The organism is Apilactobacillus sp. EABW-1NA, assembly GCF_030398685.1.
In the GTDB taxonomy this organism is placed as follows: Bacteria; Bacillota; Bacilli; order Lactobacillales; family Lactobacillaceae; genus Apilactobacillus; species Apilactobacillus waqarii.
In genome coordinates, this window is record NZ_JAPDKO010000001.1 from 46,786 (window position 1) to 72,146 (window position 25,361).

The window sequence follows — 25,361 nt, forward strand, 5'->3', positions numbered from 1 at the left end:
GCTTCACAACTTCATTCTACTACCACTATAAGTTTTAGTTAATCTGTCCAACTCAACCTTAATGAAAACTTAAAAAACGATAAAACAAAAGTACAAAAAAAGACCTAGCAAATAGCTAGGTCTTTTTTCGACTATCTTACCTTCTTAACAAAGGTCTTGTTTGAAGTAAAGTATCTGTTGTGTCCTAGGTATAGTCTTGTTAATCCATAGTATTTAACAACCTTAACAACGTGAATCAACTGTCCTTGACGAACTCTTCTGATTACATTGTGCTTAGTATATTTCTTACTTGTATGGATCAATGCACCGGTAGGTTTAATTACACGGAATACCATTGGTTTATTCTTAGTCTTCTTATTACTACTATTCTTAGCGGTCTTAGCAGTATTACCACGGTAATATGCATCTTGGACCATTTGACCAGCAGTTACTAGACGACCACCGGATACAACATATCTTGGTACACGGTTCTTGTAGTACTTGATACCGATAACCTTAAAGACATGTGCGTTATATCTTCTTGAGTACTTGTACTTAACAACTCTTGAACCATGAGAGAACTTAGTTCTTCTGTGAGTATAGATAGTCTTAACGTTGTAAATATATCTTGGCATGTGAGCCTTGAATTGACGTTTGTACTCTGCAATATATGCCTTAGCATATGCTGCTGAGTGGTTCTTGGTAATACTCATTGGAATTGGACTACGCTTAATTGCGCGAGCACTTCCGTATTTCTTACCAATCTTAGTTTGATGAGCAGTTTCAATCTTGAATCCTTGGTTGTAAGTGTATGCAAATACTTGACCCTTAGCAGCCAATTGCTTAGCAGTTAACTTCTTGTGAGTACGAGCACTTGCTTGAGCTGCCTTAACACCTTGACGGTATCCGTTAAATGCGTTGACGTAGGTCTGACCACCTAATGCATTTAGTTGTGCATTGGTTAATTGTGCCTTAGTCTTAGCCTTCTTCATTGCAGCAAGTGCAATCTTAGCAGCCTTGTAACCATTTACGTAGTAACCAGAATCAGGATTTTGCATTGCGATATTCTTAATTCCATCAGTGAAACCATCACCAGTTTTCTTGTATGCTTGTTCATACGAGTTCTTGTCGGTTCTACTGTTGAAGTTAGTCTTCTTGCCGTTGTATAGGTAATCTTCTTGGGCTGGAATATCGTTTGCTGCCTTGTTGTAACCATTATTGTATGCATTTACGAATGCTGGGTTAGTTTGACTTGGGTTCTTAGGATGTAGTCCAGCACCAGTCTTGTAACCTTCGTAAGCACCAGCAAATACTTGACGATATGCATCTGGATCTAATCCATCAGGAACAGGAATGTCATTTACATTATCAATCTTACCGTTTGCTTGAGCAAAAGCTTGACCATCACGCAATGCAGCTTGAGCAGAATTGTAACCCAATACATAGTTTGGATCATTTGATTGTTGCTTGTTGCCACTAGTTGCGTCGATAATGCCGGCAACAACTAACTTAGCCTTTTGGTAACCAATCTTTTGTGCAGGGTTTGCATCGTCAGGTAGGTTATCATCACCGTTTACCAAGACTTTTTCATATTGTTCCTTAGCATCTTGGTAACCCTTATTGTGGTCTAGACTGTTTGCGTCAACACCACTTGCCGAGTTTGGCTTGTTGTCATTAAATTCGTTAGCACCATCGGTGAATGAATTCATGGCTTCGGTTAATGCCTTATCGTATGCCTTTTGGTAAATTGGATTATCTTCAGTCTTAGCGTGTTGTCCAGCAGTGCCATTCTTAACATCGTTAAATGCAGAAGCTGCTCCACGGTAAGTGTTATCTAGATCATTTTGATCGATATGACTTTGAAGCATTGGATTTTGTTGTGCTAATTCATAACCCTTCTTAGCATCATTAAATCCAGTTGCAAATGAGTTCTTTTCAGCTTGAGTGGAGAATGAATCCATCTTCTTGTCGTAGTCTTGGCTGTCAGTCAAGTATGTCAAAGCACCATCTTGGGTGTTTGATTGACCAGAAGTTAATGCCTTGTCGTATGCGGCAACATATGCAGGATTATTTGAGTCATTTCTGTGTTGACCAACTGTATGGTTTGAAACGTCGTTAAAGGCGTTTGCAGCACCGGAGTAAACTTCATCGTAATCACTGCCACTTCTGTGTTGGTCGGCTTGACTAGCATCACTTTGCGCTGCGGCAAATGCAGCTTGGGCATCATTGTAACCCTTGGTGTAGTCCTTAACCTTAGCACCAGAAGTTGCAAATTGCTTAATATCATCACTTAGTGCGTTCCCTTGGCCAAATGCTGTTGCTCCTTGATTTGCGTTAGCTTTACCTTCAAGCAATGCCTTGTTGTAAGCATTTTGGTAAACAAGATCCGCAATTGTTTGACCATGTTCACCTGGTTTACCATCTGCAACATCGTTAAATGCTGCAGCAGCACCAGCATATGCTAACCCTGCATTAGTTGTTTGATTAGTTTTGGCTTTGTCATCAGGATTACCTTGAGCTTCACTGTATCCGTTTGTAGCATCATTGAAACCAACTTGGTAAGCTTGCTTGTCAGCATTGGTGTTCAATTGACGAACTTGCTTTGGACCATTGGCATCAATAGCACCATCATGAGCTTGTGCAAATGCCTGTTGTGATGCTCTGCTGTAAGCATCAACGAACGCCTTATTGGAATCACCCTTAGCATTTTGACCAGGTTGATGGTTGATAATATCAGCAAATCCAAGTGCGGCACCACGGTAGACACGGTCGTAGTTACTATCACTAGTATGGTCATTTGCCTTGCTGTGGTCGTTTTCAGCATCTGAGTAAGCCTTAGTTGCATCAACGTATCCAGCATTGTAAGCATCGGTTAATGCCTTCTTGCCAGCGTATTGAGCAACGTTGGTAGATTGTGATGCACCCTTAACTGAATCATCAGCACCATTGTTTGCGATGTTGAATACTTCGTTGAAGGCCTTGTTGTAAGCAGAACCCGCAACATCATTTGTGACATTATCCTTAACTTGACCAGTTCTGTCGTTTACATCCTTAAATGCCTTTGCAGCATTGGTGTAGACTTGATCAGAATAGGAGTTTGTGTCGTGATGAGCAGCATCCAAGTAGTTGATTTCAGCAGCAGTGAAACCACTTTGTGCTTGGTTGTAACCAATATTGAATGCATCCCTATCACTTGGCTTAGCTTCCTTAGCAAATGCATCATCATGGTTATCGTTATTGAATGCCAATACACCGTTTAGTGCTGATTGCTTAGCTTGTGCCAATGCCTTATTGTAGGCCAATGTAGCTAGGTCGTTTCCTTCTTTAGCAGGTGCTAATGGGTTATCGATTGCATCATTGAAACCAGCAATAGCACTGGTGTAAACAACATCAAAGTTACTATTAGTTGAATGAGTCGAACCTTGAGTTCTATCGTCTTGAGCTAATTCATAAGCACCTTGTGCATCAATCGCACCCTTGTTATAAGCCTTTAACTTTCCAGTAGCTGTTGGCGTATTACCAGAGGTGTTTGGTGAAATGAAGTTAGTTGCACCATTCAAGGCATCTTGAGTGGCTTCGACTTGAGCCTTAGCGTAAGCACTAGTGTAGACGTCACTTGTGTTTTCCTTTTCAGAAACAGCCACACTATCAGTTGAAGCGTTTGCTCCAGGAGTGCCGTTAATGACATCTGTGAATGCATTCATTGCACCACGGTATTGTTCATCGTTGACACTGTCTGATGTGTGTTTACCATCGTTCTCACCTGAGTCTTGGACGCTCTTGTATACGTCACTAGCGTTGTTGTAACCAGTTACGTAAGCATCCTTGTCAGAACCAGCACTGATTTGTTGAGCTTGAGTATCTCTATTCAAGTTGTTATTGAAATCAAGTGTTGCTTGATGGATTTGTGCTTGGGCTTCCTTAACGGCACGAGTGTATGCGTTTTGATAAGTTGGTGTTTGGTTATCGTTTTGATGTTTACCCACTTCACCGTTGATTGTGTCGGTGAATCCGGCAGCAGCACCGTTGTATGATACATCGGAATTACTGTCTGAAGTGTGGTTAGCATGGTCGTTTCTATTTTGTTGAGCAAGCTTGTAACCATCGCCAGAATCCTTGTAACCACGGTCATATACGTCAATCAAACCTTGGTAACCGTTCAATGCGTTGATACCAGTTTGTTCATCGACATTGTTAGCAGCATCCGCAGCACCTTGGTTTTGGTAATGTAAACCAACTGCGTATGCCTTGTCGTATGCAGTGGTATATACAGTATCCGAACTAATTGAACGACTAGCCTTACCATTATTTCCGGCAATATCGTTAAATGCAGCGGCAGCACCGTTGTATGATTTATCGATATTACTGTTTGAAGTATGGTTGAAGTTCTTACTTGGATCTTGAATAGCCGCAACGTAACCAGTGTAAGAATCATTGTAACCAGATGTTACAGCGTTGATTACAGCTTGGTCAGTTGAACCATTCCAACCATCAGATATTTGCTTACCAGTGTTACCTAGGATTGCACCTTGAGTTGCATAAGCAGTTGCTTCGTTTGCAGCCTTAGTGTAAGCGTTTTGGTAAACAGGATTGGTATCGTTAGCAAATTGACTGTTGAATTGATCACTTGCGACATCATTGAATCCAGCAGCAGCACCCTTGTAAGCTTCATCGTAATCACTTGTTGATGTATGATCAATTGAATTATTAGGGTTAATTCTTGCAGCGGCGTAAGCAGCATTAGCATTACTTACACCAGTGTTAAACATCTTTTGAGCCGCAGGATTGTTCTTGTAAATAGCCAATGCTTGGTTGACAGCATCCGTTCCTAGTGGTGCTGTTTGAGCACCCTTACTTGCGATGGCCTGTCCTTCATTTAATGCTCGACTATATGTTGATGCATAAACTGGATTACCATCAGTCGCATTCTTGCCTGCTTGATTATTAGTAACATCGTTAAATGCAGCGGCAGCACCCTTATATGCTTCATCAGCATTACTTTGACTAGTGTGGTTACCTTGGTCACTTGGGTTAGCTTGTGCTTTGGCATAACTTACCTTTGCGTCGTTGTATCCTGTCGTGTAGGCTGTCTTAGCAGATTGATTGTTACCAAACTGTGTACGTCCAAGAGTTGCATCAACATTTTTACCAAAGTCAATTGCACCAGCTTGAGCAAACTGAGTAGCTTCAGCGAATGCCTTATCATATGCAGCAGTATAGGCATTATTATTATCAGATGCCTTACCAGCGTCTGACGACTTATGACCTACTACAGCTTTATATGCATCAACAGTTCCACGGAATGTTTCGTCAAAGTTGCTTTGACTAGTATGGGTGGTATCTGTAGGATTAGTAGTTGCTGCGGCATAAGCATTCTTAGCATCTTTAAAGCCAGTAGTATATGCTCGTTTAGCAGAATCGTTTGGTAGGTTCTTCAAATCATCAGTTAAAACATGGCCTTTAGAGAAGGCTTGAGCACCATCGTTAGCGTGAGAAACCGCTTCAGATAAAGCCATCTTGTAAGCGTTTTGATATACCGAACTACTGTCGGCATTCTTACCAGCATTAATGGTGTTATTAACAACATCATTAAATGCTGCTGCAGATCCACGGTATGAACTATCAACATTACTTGTAGTTCCATGAGCATTAGCCTGTGTCATATCATTTTGAGCAGCTACATAACCTTTATCAGCATCCTGGAAACCGGTGGTATAAGCGTTTTGAGCAGAAGCAGTACTCATGTTCTTAATTCCATCATTAAGGTTTACGCCAGTTAGTCTAGCATTAGCTCCGGCAAGGGCATTTTGTTGCGCTTCAACTATTGCCTTATCATAAACAGCTTTGTAAACAGCACTATCATTATCTCGGTGAGCATTTGGCGTATCTTTTGCTACATCATTAAATGCTGCAGCGGCACCGTTGTATGCATTGTCCACATTAGTGTTATTAGTATGTTGTGCAGCTTGGTTAGGATTAGTTTGCGCAGATGCATAAGCTGATTGTGCATCGGTGTATCCCTTGTTATACATTGCTGCGTTAGCAGCATCGTTATCCGATTGTTTCTTGTCTTTAGCAAATGCAATGGCACCCTTCTTAGATTGGGAAATACCATGACTAAGTGCTCGATCATAAATGGCACTAAATACTGCAGATTTGTTATCTTTAGCATGCGAGTCACTTTCATTGCCATCAATGACGGCTTTAAATGCTGCTGTAGCACCCTGATAGGTTTGATCATAAGTACTATCAGTGCTGTGATTTTCATTCAAGTTAGCTTGAGCTTCAGCATATGCACTTTGAGCAGTGATATATCCACTTACTAAAGCATTACTAAATGCAATTTGATTATGAACTGTATTAACTACATCATTTAGTCTAGTCAAATTACCAAACGCAATCGCACCTTTATCTGAATAAGTTTTAGCCTCACTCAATGCCTTATTATAAGCAGCGATGAATATTGGATTTGTGTTGCCATTTGTACCTAAGTCAGTACTTCCGACAGCTATTTCATTGAATGCTAGAGCCGCACCATTGAATGTATTATCAGCGTTACCACCTGCAACATATGATGCAAGTTCAGTTTGGTTAGGATCAGTTACCGCAGCTGTGTAAGCATTGGATGCATCTTGATATCCCTTTTGATATACCGCATTTTCAGCAGCAGAAGCTTGATTACTTTGTGTTCCAGTAGTCAAGAAGTCTTTTGCCCCTTGAGTAGCTAACTTAGTAGCATATCTATAACCATTTACGTACGCTGGGTAATACATATCTAGTGAAGAGATTTGCTTTTGTGCTCTACCATTTACAACATCATCAATTGCATCATGGTATCCAGCATATACTTGTTGGTAATTGGTATTTCCAGAGGAACTAGTGCCTGGGTAGTTGGCAAATGCATCGCGTTTAGCATTAGATGCATCAACAAAACCTTGATGGTATGCATTAGATTGAACATTATTATTTAGATCATCAGGAGATCCATTAATAAAGCCGCTTACCCCTTGTTGAGACCAATTCTTACCGCTAGTAATAGCAAGTCCATAAGTTGAATTATAAATTAAACTTTGGCCTGAATTTTCAGGATTGATGTGTGCTGTATTACCTTGACTCCCATCAACAAAACCATTCTTAGTTCCATCAAAGGCTGCTTTATAAGCATCCTTACTGTATTGAGCTTTAGAATCATCATATGTTGGGTTTGAAGATAAAGCATCATTCATACCATTTTGTTGATCATTAGCTAACTTATATCCTGACATATATGAAACATTTGTACTATTAGCTGTTCCATCATTAAAGAAGTCTTGGTATCCAGATTGAGCTTGATTAAATCCATAGTTTTCAGCGTTAGATACTTGATCACTTTGACCTGAACTATCAGGTTGAGAATTGCCGGCTGCAAATTGTTGAACACCCTTAATTGCCGCATTAATTGCAGCTTGTTGGGCCTTCTTATAAGCTGCCCAGTATACTGGTTTAGCAGATGTATCACTTGGATAATTGTTGTTTCCTAATGTACCATCCGCAAATCCGGCATTCGCACCACTAAATGCATCGCTGGCATCATTGACAATTGTGTAGTTAGTGTTGTTAGGATTGCTATTTGCATCAGTGTACGCTTTAGATGCAATTTGTTGTCCATAAGCATATGCGTTTTGATCAGCTTGAACCCAACTAGTTTGTACATTATTTGCACCGCTCAATTGATCAATGGCACCAGACTGAGCTTTACTTCTTGCTGCATCATATGATGCATTATATGCATCTTGATAAGCACGAGACTGGCTAGAACTTGTATCAAATACTTGCTTAGGCAAACGTGATATTCCAGCAAAATAACCATCACGGGTACCGTTGAAACCATCTTGTTCATTAGCCGTTGCACTAGTATTTGGATCAGTAGTTGCCGAATTTGGACTAGTTAAACCATTAAATGTTGTAATACCTTGTCTCGATTCTTTAGCGGCAGCATAACCTAATTTATATGCTTGTGTTTGACTATTATCAAGACTACCACTTGGATTATCCAAGTATGCTTGATATCCAGATTGCGCATCATTATAACCTTTTTGTTGTGCTATGCCATCTGCGCTAACAGCGGGAACTTGAGCATCTGCTTGGATGTAAACATTGGCACCGTTAATTGCTGAATTCAAACCACTAGCCTTAGCCAACTTGTAAGCATAATCGTATGCGTACTTTTGTGGAGCTAATGATGAGTCCATTGTGGTATTGCTGTTGTAACTACCGTCATGGTATCCATCACGGGTTGCTGCGTAGGCAGCCTTTTGGGTATCAGTACCAACGTAATCTGTACGACTTGGGTTGTTAGAAGCATCTGAGATTCCAAGTTGAACATTCTTAGCCATAAGGATACCAGCCTTGTATGACGAATCCTTACCAGTAGTGTCAACTAATGCATTTTGGTTGATTTGGTCATTGAAACCAGCCTTGATATGATCATATGCGTTAGTGTAAGCAATTGATTCTGCATCATTTTTACCTTGGTCTGCATTGTAAATTGTATCCTTAACTGCTTTGAAGTCCTTAATAGCTTGAACTGTTTGAGCTCCCGCTTGGCTTCTAGCGTTGTTGTATGCAGCTTGGTAAACAGCGGTTTGTGAAGTAACATTAGCAACATTTCCTAGTTTTCCATCAGAGAATCCGGCTTGAGCACCGTTAAAGATGTCTGAAGCATCGGAGTTATTGATAAACTTGTTCTTGTTATTAACGTCGTCATGTGCCCATGCATAAGCATTTTGAGCATTGGTTTGACCTGTATTGTAAGCAGCTTGTTGTAAAGTGTTGTAACCACTTGGGTTATTCTTTCCAGCAAGTTGATTCAATGCACCCTGGTTAGCGATTGACTTAGCATCATTGTAAGCGTTGTTGTAAGCATCCTTGTAGGATTGACTTTGTTTACTCAAGTCAGCTTTTTGCTTGTCATCTTGGCCATCAATGTATCCGGCTTTAGTACCGTTATAACCATCAGTGTAAGCATTGATGTAGTTTTGATCCTTGCCATCCTTAGATAGTTCATCAGCACTCTTAATTCCATTACCATTTTTGGCATCTTCAGAACCATCACTAGCACCTGAAAGTGAATTGAAACCAATTAGATAAGCACTATCAGTTGAATCATTAGTTGACTTATTGTTCTTAGCGTCATTCTTACCATTTTCAGCTGCAGCAGCACCATTGCTTTGAGCATCATTGGCCAATGTTTGACTGCCAAAATCAGTAGTTCCATGGGATACGAATTGAGAAGCACCATCATTTCTTGCATCTTTTGCCATCTTCATAGCGTAGTTGTAAGCAGTAACATAGTCTAATGATGAAGTGCTTAAATCACGTTTGGTATTCGCATTTGCGTCATTGTAAGCATCCTTGGTTGCTTGGTAAGCATCGCTTGAATCATTAGTGGTATCTTCGCTTCGCTTGTTGAAAGCATCGTTGTATCCATTCACAACCTTTTGTCCTGCAGAAAATGCTTCTTGACTCTTAGCATCTTGGTAAGTCAAACCACTGAAATATTGACCATTCACTGCTTGAGCATAAGCAGCTTTAGCATTGTTGTAACCATCAATGTCGGCTTGAGTGTCACCTGTCGGTACAGACTTACCAGTCATATAATCATTAAATCCTTCGACATAATGTTGTTTAATTAGTGTTATAGCCGCACTATAAGCATCCTTGTAAACTTGATTATTATTATTAGGATCTGATGGTGAAAGTGTATTAGGTGCATCAGGATTGTTATGCAATGCTTGTTTGGCAGCCATTGCTGCTTCAAACGCTGTATTATACATTGGACCAGTTTGTGATTGTTGAATTTCACCATTAGCAACATTTTGTGCCGCGGTCAACGCTGTTATTGCTTGATTAAATCCAATCTTCTTTGCACTACTATCATTAGCACTTGGTTGAACGTTAAGGTTCAAAGTACCATCTGGATTTGTAGCTGATTTAATGGCTTCTTGATAACCAGCTTTAGCTTCGTCAAATCCTTGTTGCAATAGTTGTTTGTCTTGATCTGAATTTACTGAAGTTTCATCAGCTGTACTATTACCATTGGAGTATTGAGAACCAAATTGGTTAGCACCGTTTTGGTATTGATTTTGTAGAGCTGAGACAGCCTTGTTGTATACGTCTTGATATGAAACAGGCTTACCTGCTGGTAGTCCTGCCGGATTATCTGGGTTGGATGAAACAGCGTTAGCAGCATCCTTATAAGCCTGCTGTGCATCATTATATGCACCTGGTTGGCTAGAAGCACTTGCATTGTTTTGACCATTGATAGCATCTGTTAATCCATCTCGAGCAGCCTTGGCCATGTCACGACCCATAGTATAAGCCTGAGTAACATTACCAGTTGGTTGACGATTATTTAAGAAGTCATCATGACCACGTTTGGCATCATCATAACCAATGTTTTGAGCAAGTGATTTAATTCCTTCATCACTTGATCGTGCAATACCATTCTCATAGTTATTAGCACCCGTCATAGCTTGTCGACCACCATTATTCCATGCTAATTGATATACATAGTTATAGGCAGCAGCTTGGGATGGATTAATTGGATTACTGTGTTCTTTGTCACCATTAGCACCATCTTTGTAGCCATTAACTGATGCATAGTATCCATTAACGGCAGCATTGTATGCAGCAACTTGAGCTGGTGTTTTTGAACCGTCTTTACCATAGTCAGTAATTGAACCATTGGTATTAGCATCGGCAATCCCTTGTTTTACTTGGTCAGACATGTTCTTTCCAGCTAGATATGAGGCATCATGATTATTAGCATCAATAGTTTGAGGGTTAGCATTAGCATCATTAAAACCTTTTTGCATTTGATTGAAAGCATTAGCTCTAGCGACACTTAGTGCATCCTTACCAGATGGTGCGTTGTTAATATTTCCAGCTTGGAAATCAGCTTGACCTTGATTTACAGCATTAAGAGCTTCAGCTTTAGCCTTTTTATATGCATCTTTAAAGACTTCTGATTTTCCGTTTAAGATACTGTCATCATTAGAACCAATAGTTCCTGCACTGAATCCAGCTTTAGCACCCTCAAAAGCTTCAGAGGCATCTGTTGATGTAGCATATTTATTATCTGCCTTAACATTACTCTTAATCGCACTGTAAGCATTTGTAGCATTTTTCTTTCCAGCATCATATGCCGCCTTTTGTGGGGCACTCCAATTGCTTTGACTGTTATTTTGACCAGTCATTGCATCTTGTGCACCTTGGTTAGCAATTTCTTTAGCTTTTTCAAACGCCTTCTTATAAGCATCAATATAAGCAGGTGATTTCCCTGTCATGTCAGGAATCGATCCACCGTTAGGGCCAGCCAAATATCCATCTTTTGCACCGTCAAAGGAGTCCTTTTGACCTTGCGTTGCACTGGAACCTAAATTACCACCTTGTTCATAGGTGTTATATCCACTCATACTATCTGAGTAGGAATTGAATCCAAGCATAAATTCTTTATTAGCCTTTTGTGCTGGAGTTAATTGATCATTTGTAGTTCCGTTGGCAGCTGCATCATGACCATTGTTTGCATCAGTAAAACCATTTGCTTTAGATTGTTCAATTTGTGTGGTTCCAGTTGGCTTACTTTGACCAGCTAGATATTCACTAGCACCGATAGATCTGGAATTTTGAGCTTCATTCACTGCTTTATCATAAGCTTGAATATAGTCAAACGACTTACCGGCTGCTCTTAATTGATCATCATTTTGAACACTTCCACTGGCTGTCATTACAGCTTCAACACCAGCATTTGCCCCATCGTATCCATCAATTTGATGTTGATTTTGACTTCCTGCGCTTCCTTGACTATTCATCGCATTTTGATATCCCGCATAAACAAGCTGTCCTTGATTGAAACCGCTTTGAACTCCACTTGTGGAATTAGCAGCGATAAGAGAACCACTCATTGCAGAGGTATATCCTGACTTAGCATCATTATAGCCTTGGATTAATTCACTAGGTGCAGTAGATGAAGCTTTTTGCCCACTTAGATATTGTGAACCACCTAATTGATAATTAGACTTCATTTGATCCACAGCCGACTTGTAAGCATTAACATATGGAACAACAGAAGCGTTACTGTCACTAGCAACAACGACATCTGATACATCAGGATTAGCATCAAAAGCTATTTTAGCCGCATTTGCTGCAGCTAATGCTTTTTGATAAATTGCATCGCTATTCTGATCACCTGTTGTATTACCGTTAGCAACTTGATTTGCTGCTTTCAATACTAATTGCCCTTCAGCAAATCCAGCTTGTTGGACTGGGTTATCTGATGAACTAGCAGTACCGTTTAGATTATTTCCATTAATGGATTCGTTATATCCACTTAACATGTCATTAAATCCTTGGTTAACCAGTGCTTGGGCTTGAGTTGATGCCACACCATTTAGACTAGCAGAACCATTACCATTTGCGTATTGATTTACAAATTGGTCTTGGCCTGCAACATATTGACCTTGTAGGTATGTCTTAGCTGCATTGTATGAATCGTTGTATGCAGTTGACTTGTTAGCAAATGATTGAGCTGCAGTATCTTGTGGGTGAGCAGTTACATAGTTGAATGCATCAATATAAGCTGTTTGAGCATCCCCATATGCAGTTACGTCTATTGCGTCCCCTTGACCACTGTTAGTTGCGTTTTGTGCATCGGCTAAACCACTAGCTGCTGACTTGGCAGCATTGTAACCAGTCATGTAAGCAGCGGTTGATGATTGAGCTGCCTTGTTTGCGACAAAGTCATCATGACCACTCTTAGCTTGGTTGTAACCGGCTAGTGTAGCGATTGAATTGTAGTCACTACCACTTGCTGGTTTACCAGTGTTTTGAACGAATGCTTGCGCACCGTTTGAAGCACTAGTTAAAGCAGTTGATTGAGCTTGACCGTATGAATCCAAGTAAACCTTAGTTTGAGCTGTATCGTTGGAATCTGGAGTTTGGCCAGTAGTTGTACCGTTAATAACATCCTTGTATCCTGCGATAGTTGCGTTAAATGCGGCAACTTCAGCGGCTGATCCTGATGCAGTTGCATTAGGATTTGCGATTGCTGCAGCAATACCGTTAGCTCTGTCGACTGCCATTTGAACACCAGCAACGTATGCGACGTTGGTGTTAGTGCTATCAGCAGTTCCACTAATTTGTGCATCATAACCTTCACTAGCGTTGTTGTAACCAGTGTATATTGCTTGGTTAGTAGCGTCAGTTTGACTTTGCTTGCTGGTATCGTCAGCATTCTTTGCGAAGTCCGCCACACCATTTGTCACATTGGCACTAGCTTCTGATTGAGCCTTGTTGTAAGCGGCTGTGTAGACTGAATTGGTTGATTCTGGTGTAGCATTTCCACTGATTCCGGCTACGAAACCATCGTGAGCACCGTTGAAGGTGTTGTATGAGTCGGTTCCAGCACTGTATGGGTTTGTATTTGAAACGGATAGGTCTGACTTAGCTTGGTTATATCCAGTAACCGCATTGTTCTTACCTGTTTGATATGCATCTAATTGTTTTGCTTTGAATTGAGAAGTATCAGTTGTTGGATTGGTTGACATTGCATCAATTGCACCTTGAGTTGCCTTAGCTTTGGCATCTTGGTACGCAAGGTCGTATGCAACACGTGAGGATGGGAAGACTTCATTGTTAGTGTATTGAGCAGTTCCGTTCTTACCATCTCTGTAACCATCAATTGCCCCTTCGTAACCACGTTGTTGTTCCTTGTAGGCAGCGTTGTATGGAGCAGTATCTGATGTTGCATTTTGTGCATCGTTGTAACCAATTACAGCGTCAACATAAGCATAGAACCCTCTCATGTATGAAGAGTTGTTCTTTTGATCATCTGTTAAACCGGTTGTGTCCTTGCTTTGATGACTCTTAGCGTATTCAAAACCTTGGGAAGCATAGTTATATCCTTCCATGATCTTGGAGTATTGACTGTTTGACTTATCAGGAGTTTGTCCTCTTACGAAGTTAGTTGAACCTGTTAGAACAGCATTCTTAACGTCATCGTAAGCCTTAGCGTATGACTTTCTGTATGCCAAACTAGTTTGTGCTAATTGTGCATCAGTTTGCTTAGAACCTGAAATTGCATCCTTATATCCGGCAGTAGCACCACTGTTAGCGTCATTTTGAACTGAATCTGCTGTTGGTGTGGTGTTGTTTTGCATTGCGGCGTTGTAACCAGACAATGCTCTTTGACCTACTGCTAGACCTTGTTGAGCACCGGAAGTAACGTATCCATATGCATTAGTATCTGGATAGTTAGGACCATTTAATGCGTTATCGAAACCATTGTTGGCATCGTTGAAACCTGCAGTGTATTCAGTTGAGGAGTTAGCTGGAAGTGGTTGACCACTTAGAAGTTGTTGTACCCCATTTGAGTAAGCTGTTGAAAGTGTGTAAACAGTTGCACTGTATGCTTGTGAATATACTGGGTTGTTTGCGTTAGCATCAGTTGATGGAACCATACTTAGGATGTCTGGGTTCATATCAAATGCAGTCTTTGCAGCAACAGCTGCAGCAAATGCTTTTTGATATGCTGAATCATTATTACCAGAATCTGGAGTAGTTTGGCCACCAGTTACTTCATTAACAGCATTTAGAGCTTGTTGTCCTTCAGCAAATCCTGCAGCGGCAGCACTTGTTGATAATGTCGGAGTATTTGCCCCATTCATGCCATCTTTGAAACCTTTAACAGCTTCATTGAAACCTTGATTAATTGCATTAATTCCTTGGTTTGACTTAGCAGAACTTGTATCAGCCTTAGATGTACCTAATGCGTACTTGTTCAAGAATTGTTGCTTACCAGCGTTGTATTGAGCGTTTAGATCTTGCTTAGCTTGGTTGTATGCGTATTGGTAAGCTGGAGTGTTGTTAGTTTGACTAACAGAAACATCATCTGGGTTACTTGCAAGAGCTGTGCTTGCGTCATTGTAAGCAGTTTGAGCATCTGCATATGATGCGGTATCAGCAACTGAATTTTGTGAATTCTTGTTACCGGCTTCTGCTTCTGATAAACCAGTTTGAGCTGATTTGGCAGCATCATTACCAGTTACGTAAGATGGATTATCACTATTAGTTTGACCCTTTAGTCCATCGCTAAATCCATCTTGCGCTTTGTTGTAACCAATTTGTTGTGCTTCAGCACTCAATGCATCATCTGAATTCATTGGTCTGTTACGAGTGTAAGATCTAGCACCCAGACTTGATTGCAATCTACCTTGTTTGTATGCATCTCTATATGCATCTGCGTAGACTTTGGCTTGAGTTGAATCTGTTGGTTGACTATTATCATTTACCGCATTTGCACCATCTTTGTAACCACTAACAGTGGCAGCATATGCAGCTTTTTGAGCAGCATCTCTACCATTATAAGAACTACCTTGGTTTGGTGAATTAATAGCGTCGTTTACACCTTGAGCTTTATCGGTAGATAACTTAATTCCTGCAATGTATGAAGGATCGTTGTTAGAAGTTGTTGATCCACTATCTTCATCACTGTAACCTTGAGATGCTGTTTGGTATCCATGACTTTCAGCATTACCTAAAGCATCAGTTGAACCTTGTTGCTTGTTTCCACTATCAGAAGCAAAGTCAGCAACACCTTGTTGTGCGGCTAAAATTGCAGCTGCTCTAGCCTTATTGTATGAAGCTTGATATTCAGCTGGTTGATTAGCAATATTACGAATGGCACCAATAGTCCCATCTGCAAAACCAGCTTTTGCACCATTAAAGGTGTTAAGCATATTAGTCCCATTATTGCTTGGACTAGTTGCGTTGATATTATCTTGGGCTTCATTGTAACCGTTTTGGGCATTTTGAACACCAGTGTCGTAAGCCATTTGTTGTTCAGGGTTCCAAGTTGAGTATGCAGCTGGCTTGTTACCACTAAATGCATTTTGTGCACCTAAGTTTGCTTTAGCAACCGCATCATTGTAAGCATCTCGTTGAGCCGTTGTGTAAGAATTAGATTGGGTATCTGCTCCCTTATTATCAGAAGGCTTATTAGTTATTGTATTACCAGCATTAGCACCTTGTAGGTATCCATCTTTGGTACCGTAATAAGCGTTTTTAGCATCGCCAGTTAGTCCTGAGTCATCCTTGTTACCAGGTTGAACTGCCGCATTTGAACCACTAGCAGTTGCAACCCCTTGATTAAATCCTGTTACATAAGGCTTATCAGTATTAGTTGGCTTAACCGTACTAGAAGTTTGACCAGCTTGTTTACCATCAGAGAAACCACTAGCAGCTGTGTTTACACCCGTTGCATAGTTGTTATCATCTTTTTTGACTTGTTGATCAACAGTTCCCTTGGTGTAGTCATTAGCACCTGCTTGTTGCCGACCTGAAGCATTTCCTTGGTTATATGCATTTTGGTAAACTGCATTGTTTCCTTCTGTAGATTGGTTAGCATTCTTGTTAGTTGAATCACCTTTAGTGCTTGCAGCACCATCCTTATAACCATCAACGGCACCTTTATAACCAGATTGGTAAGCATTGGAATTAACACTATTTTGACGTGAAGCAGGAACAGATGTATCACTAGAAGTATTTGGATCTTGCTTAACAGCGTTAATCCCATCATTAGCACCTACTTCTTGTGAATAAGTAACAGCATAAAGTGGTGACGTATTAGTTACGTTTCTTGTATTAGTCTGAGCATCGACTAATGCGCCCATTGTATCCTGATATCCAGCTTCGGTATTGGCATTTATATCTCTCTTGCCGGCTAAGAAGTCATTCATCGCATCTTGGTAACCTTTTTGCACCGCTTTAGCCATATCATACCCGGCCTTAGCGTTTTGATTAGTAGGTTCTGATGAAGGATTAGCACTTAGTCCTTGCTTAAATCCAGCGGTGGCATCGTTATATGCTTGGTCATATACTGCTTGATTAGCGACTGTTGATTGACTATTTGGGTTAGCGACTAATCCAGCTTTAAAGTCTGATAAACCAGCTTCACTAGCAGCATTAGCATCTTCTACCGCCTTGTTATAAGCCATAACGTATGCGGCTGTATGAGTGGAATCGACTGCAATTAGTGTTGAGACACTACCATTTTGTTTTACTGAAGCGATTGCATCAGCAACACCTTTATAAGTGTCAGAATTAGAATCACTGGCGCTTGGGGATGCTTTGGCTTCTGCTGCTTGATAATCAGCTTTAGCTTGTTGACCCACTTCATAACCACGATTGTATTCTTTCGAAATATTAGCGTTTGTTAATCCACTAATTCCATCAGCATATCCAGTTTGAGCGTCACCATATCCATCTTCGTAATTATTATCGCTAGCGCCCATTGGCATCCCATTTAAGAAATCAGTAGCACCAATTTCTCTTCTACCAATTACGTTACCTTGTGCGTATCCAGATTTATATGCTGGATTACTGTTTTCTGAAGATGCGTTAAAGTTTGTGTTAGAACCTTGTGTACTTGACTTACCATCAAGGTATCCATCTAATACAGCGTTGTATCCCGTCTTGTAGGAACTATCACTGATAGATTGTCCATTATTAACGGCATCAGTTGGTCCTAATTTTTTAGCATTAGATGCTGATTGACTCAATTGTGCCAAGGCATCATTAATCCCCAATTGTTGAGAAGCAACAATTGCATAAATTGGTGATGTGCTTTGCTTGTTTACTTGATTCTTATTAGCATCAATAATCGCCTGAATTGTGTCCTTATAACCTACTAATTCAGGGTGAGCAGATGGATTCAATGTGTTATTTTTAGCATCTGCTACTGCTTGTTGATAACCCGCTGCATAAGTTTGGGCAGCTTGAATCCCTACTGTTTGACTGGCATTAGCACCAACAGCATTTGGATTAGTCAATCCTGCTTGGAAACCAATTTGAGCGTCCTTGTATGCTTGATCATATATCTTTTGTGTCTCTTTAAATGCAAGGGTTGCATGGCCTTGTGAACTAACAAAATCATTAGCACCTTGTGTGGCGCTGCTTCGAGCTTGACCTAATGCAGTGTTGTATGCATTAGCGTACTCAGCGTTAATTCCACTACCAATTTGTTTATCAGCGATGGCATTTTTAGCAGCATCACTTGTTGCCGCATTGTAATCATCTAATGCTTGTTTAGCACCAGCATAAGTTTGACTTCCATCGGAGTTTTCATCATTTACTGCTTTGACATAACTATCATGGTTATTAGCTCCTGCTGTGTATCCAGTCTTATATGCATTAGACTTTCCACTTTCCATTTGCACTTGTTGACTAGTTCCATTAATCAAACCATCCTTGTAACCAGCCTTAGCAATGTTATAACCGTCCACATATTCGCTGTTATCACTTTGTTGAGCCTTACCATTGACAAAGTCATTTGCACCAATATTACTTTGATTACTTTCTCTTGAAAGTTTATAAGCATTTTCACTTAAATCATTATCTAGATTAGTTGGAATAGGTTGTTGTTTGTATTGATAGTAAGCACCTTGATATACAGCTTTATATGCTTCTGTTTGACCATTATCATAACCAGCAGGAATTGTTAGGTTATTAATATCTACCTGCGTTGAGTCATCAAAATCCTTTTTAGCTTGAACCAACGCCGCTTGTGCAGCAACATATCCTTTATAAATATTAGTTGATTTATCAGAAGGTTCACTTGAGGACATTACTCCCGCGTATATGCTTTGACCATATATATATCCTGTACTTTGTGCATTTTCGCTTGGCTTAGCGTTACTAGATTTAAATGCAGTTAATAGACCTAATCTTGCTTTGTCCCAACCATTAGCAAAGGCAAATCCATCAAGGTTATTAGGATTGTTAGTGTCTGTTCTAGCCGTTCCATTAACGTATCCAACTGCTCCGTTGGTATAAGAAGTTACTGCGTCTTGCGCCGCAATGTAGTATGTCTTCTTGTACAAGCTAGATTTGTCACCAGCTGGTTCCTTAGTTACACCACTACTCTTAACATCGTTAAAGGCATCGAAAACGGCCTGTGTAACATCGTCACTTGCTGTGTTTGCAGGAGATGATTGATTATTAGCATTTTGGAAAGTTTTCGCTTGAGCACTACCAACTGCTAGACCAGCTTGGAATGCAGGACCATTAGTAATAAAACCTTGGTTCTTGTAATTGGTCATGTCTGTATCTGAAGTAGCTCCTGTAATCCCAGCTTGGAATCCCATTGCGCGATTCAAATAACCTTCACTATATGCTGGAGTATGATCATATTTAAAACTACCAGTATAAGTGGTCTGATTATTGAAATCATTTTGACCATTGTTATATTCAGTTTGTAGTTGGCTAAACAATATATTGTAGAAGGTGTTATAGACAAGACTATCTTTATCCAAATCACTTTGGTTTTGGCCTGTTCCACGTAACATATCGTTATATGCATCAATAACAGCATTATTTGCATCGTTAGAGGCATAAGTGTTAGTTGGTAAATTTTTATCATTGTTAACACGGGAAGCTGTTGAAAGACTAGCAGCTGTGTTAATCGCTGATTGGTAAGTGATCTGACCTAATTGATAACCATTTTCATATTGAGGAGAATAATTCTTATCTGTTCCTCCAAGACCATCGTTGAAACCTTGAATAATGGCGTTAATAACAGCATAGTATACTAAGGTTTTCCCACCTTTATCTTGTGGCGTGGTTGACGCAGTAACTTTGCCATAAACTAAGTCATTATAGGCTTGGTTACCAAGTTGTTGACCAATGGTTAATGCTTGGTTGTAGGCCAGTTTATAAATCTTGCTCTTATTAGTAAGAGTAGTAGTTTGTTGTTGTGACTTAGGGTTGTATGCACCGTCACTGTATCCTTGAATAGTCGCATTAAATGCATCATCAGCATCTTGGCTATTTTTAACGTTTGATGGTTCTGTACTTGCATCAGAATTGGCTGCATTAACCCCTGCTTGGAAGTTTTGGTATTGAGTCAAACCAGCCTTGTAACCAGCTGAGTTAACGTTAGCACCATTTTGTGCAGATTTTTGATTGAAACCATCACTGGCATCATTGTATCCAGCAATTCCAAATCCATTAGTTGGTGTAGCATTTCCTTTAAGGTAAGCATTGTATCCGTCTGAATATTCTTTGCTACCACGATTATCAATAAATTGACGTAGTGCTATATAAAGTGGCGCAGTTGTATCATTTGTAGCATTATAAGTGGCTTGTTGAAGGTTTGCTAAAGAACCGTAGAAGGCATCTACGGCAGTTCCATATGCAACTGTTGGATTATTTTGTGAAGAAATATTTTGCCCTTGTGCATCTAGGACTAAAAAGGCTTGTTTTGCACCTGTATTAGGAGCATTAAATGCATAGTAACCAATGGCTGTCGCACCAGATACGTCAGCCGTATAGTTACCATAATCTTCAATATCTAAATCTTGATTACTACTACCTAAATTATTTAATGCAAGCGCTAATCCCACCTGAGCAGATTGAAATCCTGTTGAGTAATTATTTTGATAAGCAGCTGTTTGTCCAGCCGGAACCGTTAGTTGTTGATTATTAATAAATGCATTAGCACCATCAATGTATCCTTGAGCATCCTTTTGAGCCTGAACGTCTGCTGCATATTTTTGAAGACCAGCATTAAAACCAATTACGTATGAGTGATCAGTACTTGTCGTAGTTGGATTTTGTATAACTTGTGCTTGGTTGTATGCATCATTGAAACCATGTGCAGCTGCTGCAATACCATCAGCGTACTTAGCATCACTAGTTTGCATACTAGAATTAATTGACTTAGCTACATAGTCATTGGCACCAGCTGTACGACGTCCTTCATTCATACCGTATTGATAGCCAGAATTGTAACTGGCTGGTTGGCTGTTGTCATTATTAGTTGTTGATGGTTTGGTTCCTGTGGAACCATCTTTATATCCATCCACTGCTGCTTGATAACCAATCTTATATGAACTAGCTTCTCCACTTTGATTAGCGGCACTATCACTGGCAGTATGACTGACATTAACGTTCGCTAAAACAGCAGCAAGACCATCTTGTTGCCCTTTAATAAATGCAGATTGCGCTTGGTTATATGCATTGCGGTATGCAGTTGCACGAATAGAATTATCATTCTGTGCATATGCTTGTGGTAAGCCATTCTTAAAATCACTAATTCCGTTGGCACTTGCAATTGGTCCTATCGTATTAACATAACCGGCCAACTGAAGTTGGTTCAGACCCGTTTCTGGTTTACCTAAAAGTGCTTGATATGCACCATACTTAGCTTGTTTATAAACCATTTGGTCAATATTAGACCCATCCGGGTTCTTTTGAGTAGTTCCACTCAATTGACTTGGATCACTATATTGGGATTCCTTAATCTTGGTAACATCTTTACCAGATACAGCATCCACCGCAGCATGAACGGCAGCAAAACCTGCTTGTGCTGAGTAATATCCTGCAATTCCTGCTGGAGGAATTGGAATGTCAGATGATGGTTGCAATGGTGGTAAAGTCTTAGACTTAGCACCATTAACTAATGATTTACCGATTAGGAAACCATTAGTCTCTGGACGATTAGAATTAGCATCCGGATTATCAGCAGTAGAATCAGGCATATTAATAGCATTATTAAAACCAATTACAGCTGATAGATATGCAGCAGCTGCATTCGGATCATTTTTAATACTGTTCCACCCATCACCGTTAAAACTACCGATAGTAAAGGAAGTACCAGCTTTTTCATCTTTCTTAAATGCCTCAATAGCATTTTTATCAGCAAGACCAATTTGAATACCGATAGCAGGAAATCCATCTAAATTCAAATCTTTTTTAGGATCAAAAGATGTTTTTTTATTTTGTCCAGAAAGTGTAAAAATGTAATCAGTAGCTCCTTGTTGATAGCTAGCATTAGTATATTTAGAAAAATCTTTTTGATTTCTTGAATCGTTAAGGCCAGCACGATACGAAGCTTCTTGATATCCTCTAATGAACGCTGCTGGATTAGATGAGTTATTATAACTATCTAATTGAGTATAGTCTGCATCTGGATTAGATGAATCAAAAGCCTTGTAGCCAGCTACAGCACTATCATATCCACCTAAGTAGTCAGGGCTGGTCTGTACGTTAAAGTTTTGTGCTGCCTTAGCGTTTCCATTTCCATTGATAGAATCGTTTATTCCATCAACAATACCTTGATTCATTTGAGCCACACTACCTTGGTCGGTTTGCATAGTTCCATTACTATCATATTGAACTTTACCGTTAGATCCCTTGTTATACCCTTCGGTAACATTTGTATAGGTCTTACCATCGGTGGTTTGTGTAACAGTACTAATTCCATAAGTAAGTCTAATTCCAGTAAATGGATTATTTACCAATGATTTAGGAATAGTAAATGTAATAGGAACAACTTGTCCATCTTGATAATTAGAAGGTAGTGCCTTAGTATCTGAATAACTATTTGGATCAGCAGGAGCATTACCATTAGTAATGGTAGATCCACTACTTGGATTATTAAGCATTCTATTTGGTACTGTTACAACCGAAGAACTAAAGCCAGTGTAGACACCAACATAGATTGGACCATTTGATGGGTCATATTTTGCAACTTTAGCGTAAGCGGTCACCGTGCCAGTTCCATCACTATTAATGGTTTTACTAATAGGACCAACAAACGAAACTGAGGGAACATCCCCAATTTCAAGTCTATTAGGGTCTGTAATTTTTCCAGAGACACTTTTACCAGTGCTATCAATACCTGTATAGTTAGTAGAACCAGAAGGTAAGTTGAAATAATAGAATAATTTATTATCTACAGAAACTGTATATGCACTAATTGCGTTATTACTAAATGAACCTGTATTAGGGTTCTTTGCTAAAACAACATGACTCGCACCAACGTTATTGATGTTTAGAGTACCAAAGAATGGTGTCATTTTTTGACCAGTACTATCGGTTTCAACGATTAAATTACCACGGTTTCCAACATTCATTCCTCCACCAGCAGCAAAGTTGATAATACCGTTGTACGAAGGTGCTTGACCAGGGTTATTAGTTAACTTAATTTGGATTAATCCACCATTTAAGACATTAACTACTGTACGAGACTTAAAATCAAGTACTTGGTTATAGATGTTTGGTTGCATGGAATCAACAATATAATTAATGGCACCACCATTAACATTAATTGTTGTAGGTGCAGCTGTTGAGATACCCCCACCGGCGAAATTACTACCACCATATTGTGAATAACTTGGAATAATATTCAAAGTGGCATCTTTATTAACATTTAATTGACCTCCACCGGAGAAATAGATACCCCAGTCTCCACCATCAAAAGTACTATTACCATTATTTTGGCCTCGTGGAATTAAAGTCATCTTAGAACCTTGTCCTAAGGTAACGTTCCCGTTTGCGTTAATTATAGTAGCACCAATTGATCTTGCAACAGTACCGAAATAGTTAGCATTTGGTTCGAGGATAAAGTTGTTAATTTCAAGGTTTTCTTGATTTCCGCCACCTTCTACTGCTACACCATTAGATCCTGTAAAAGGCGAATAATAAGTTGGAGTCACTAAATCTTGTGGTACTAGCACGTTAACATTACCAGCAAAATATGTGTCATTGCTAGTAGCACTTAATAATTGAGACCCAATATAATTTAAGTTCTTATAGTGAAGCGTTTGAGAACTATTTACAGGGGCAAAAGGCCCATAGAAATTATATCCATACAATGCTTGGAAGTTTTGTAAATTAATTTGGCTTGCGTTAGTGATTTTATAACTAACACCATGCATATCCAACATATGGAATTGACCGTCAACAGTGAATGGACCGTTATTACCTGTGTAAATGTTATTAGATTCACCTACGAATGGAGCACCCGTAAAATCAACATCGGCAGCTAATTTAACGGTAGTAACGTTTCCAGGAGTACTACCACCAGATGAATAACTAGCTTTTCCATTTGTCATTACCGCAATAAATTGGTTTGAATTAGTAACATAAGCTACTCCTTGGTTAATGTTTGAAACAACATCATTGTAACCAGTTACATATGCTGAACCATATTGAGATGAAGTGATTGCCTTTGGCAAGTTATTCTTTAGGTAGTTATTACTGCCATCATATTGTGCATTAATAGCATCCTTAGCACCAATATATGCCAAGTCATATGGATTTTTAGATGTGTGTAAATCCGTACTACCATTATCATAGAAGTCATATGACGTAGTAGTCCCATCTCCTCTGACACCAGTCCACTTACCGGCCTCAGCATCAGCATAACCTTGTTGGGTTAAAGCGTAGTTCACCCCTTGATCAAAAGCAGTAGCTAATCCTGCTTTTTGGTCGTACTTGTTCCTGTCATTGGTAATTAAAACATCGTTAGCGGTTGGAACATTAATAGTAAATCCATTAGTAAATTGCACACTATGGTTGTTAACACTATTTAATCTACCCAAAAGAGTGTCTTGATACTTTTGAGAAGAAGCATATCCTGACTTGGTATCATCTGCACCACCCTGGTTAGGATTACTTGGGGTTCCATAGTTAATGGGAGTTCCATCAGTTGGTAAATTGGTAGATGATGTATTATTGCCAGATCCAGTATCCTGATTAGTAGTATTGTTAACACCACCACTGTCACCTTTAGCACCATCTGAGGTGTTACCAGTGTAACCCTGTGGTTTATTTGGTGTATTACCATAGTATGTTGTATCTTGCGTACCTGTACCTTGACCCTTAGTATCGGTGTTGTATGCATTCATTGCGCTAATAGCCCCAGCATATCCAGCTTGGTAATAATCTTTTGCTTGGCCACTATAATTAATTGAATTATCGCCCTTTTTATTGTATGCATCATTAGCACCTTGATTAATTTGTTGGCTAAATTGTGCTGAGTTATCAGTATTATCAACATTACTTGATGATGAATTATCTCCATCACGGTAACTTAATTGATTATCATCAGATTGTTGATCATTATTAGAATTATCCTTATTTTGGGTAGACTTATCCCCTGAATCATTAGAAATGTTATTAGGTGATTGCACCACTTGTTGTGTATTGTCATCAGCTTTAGCAGAAATACTATTCATGCCATATGCTGATGCACCCAAAACAGACAAAGTCGCAATAGATACTACTACCCATTGTTTCTTTACCTTTTTCATGATCTTTTTATCGTTAGATTTTATGAATTGATTTTTGTTATATTGCATACATATCGCCCCTTTTGTCACGATTTTATATAACTATACAAAGTGTCTAATTACTATAATCTTAATTTAACATTATTCTACTCTATTATTAATCAAAAAGACTTAATAAACTTATTTTTAAAAAAATCTTAAACTTTATTCCCTTTTTTAATATGAGTATATAAAAAAAGAGCCACTGAAATTATCCAGTAGCTCTTTTTA

At 39.5% G+C, this 25,361-nt stretch carries 1 protein-coding gene; it reads right to left on the reverse strand.

Translation table 11 applies throughout. The features are described 5' to 3' along the window. Nucleotides 1-131: 131 nt before the first annotated feature. Complete coding sequence (locus OEZ61_RS00120; RefSeq protein WP_290046498.1) at nt 132-25,160, reverse strand: DUF5776 domain-containing protein; 25,029 nt, start codon at nt 25,158-25,160, stop codon at nt 132-134. Nucleotides 25,161-25,361 lie beyond the last annotated feature (201 nt).

Excerpts from the sequence above, each read along its gene's own strand:
- OEZ61_RS00120 (WP_290046498.1), bottom strand. The coding sequence starts at position 25,160 with ATGCAATATAACAAAAATCAATTCATAAAATCTAACGATAAAAAGATC.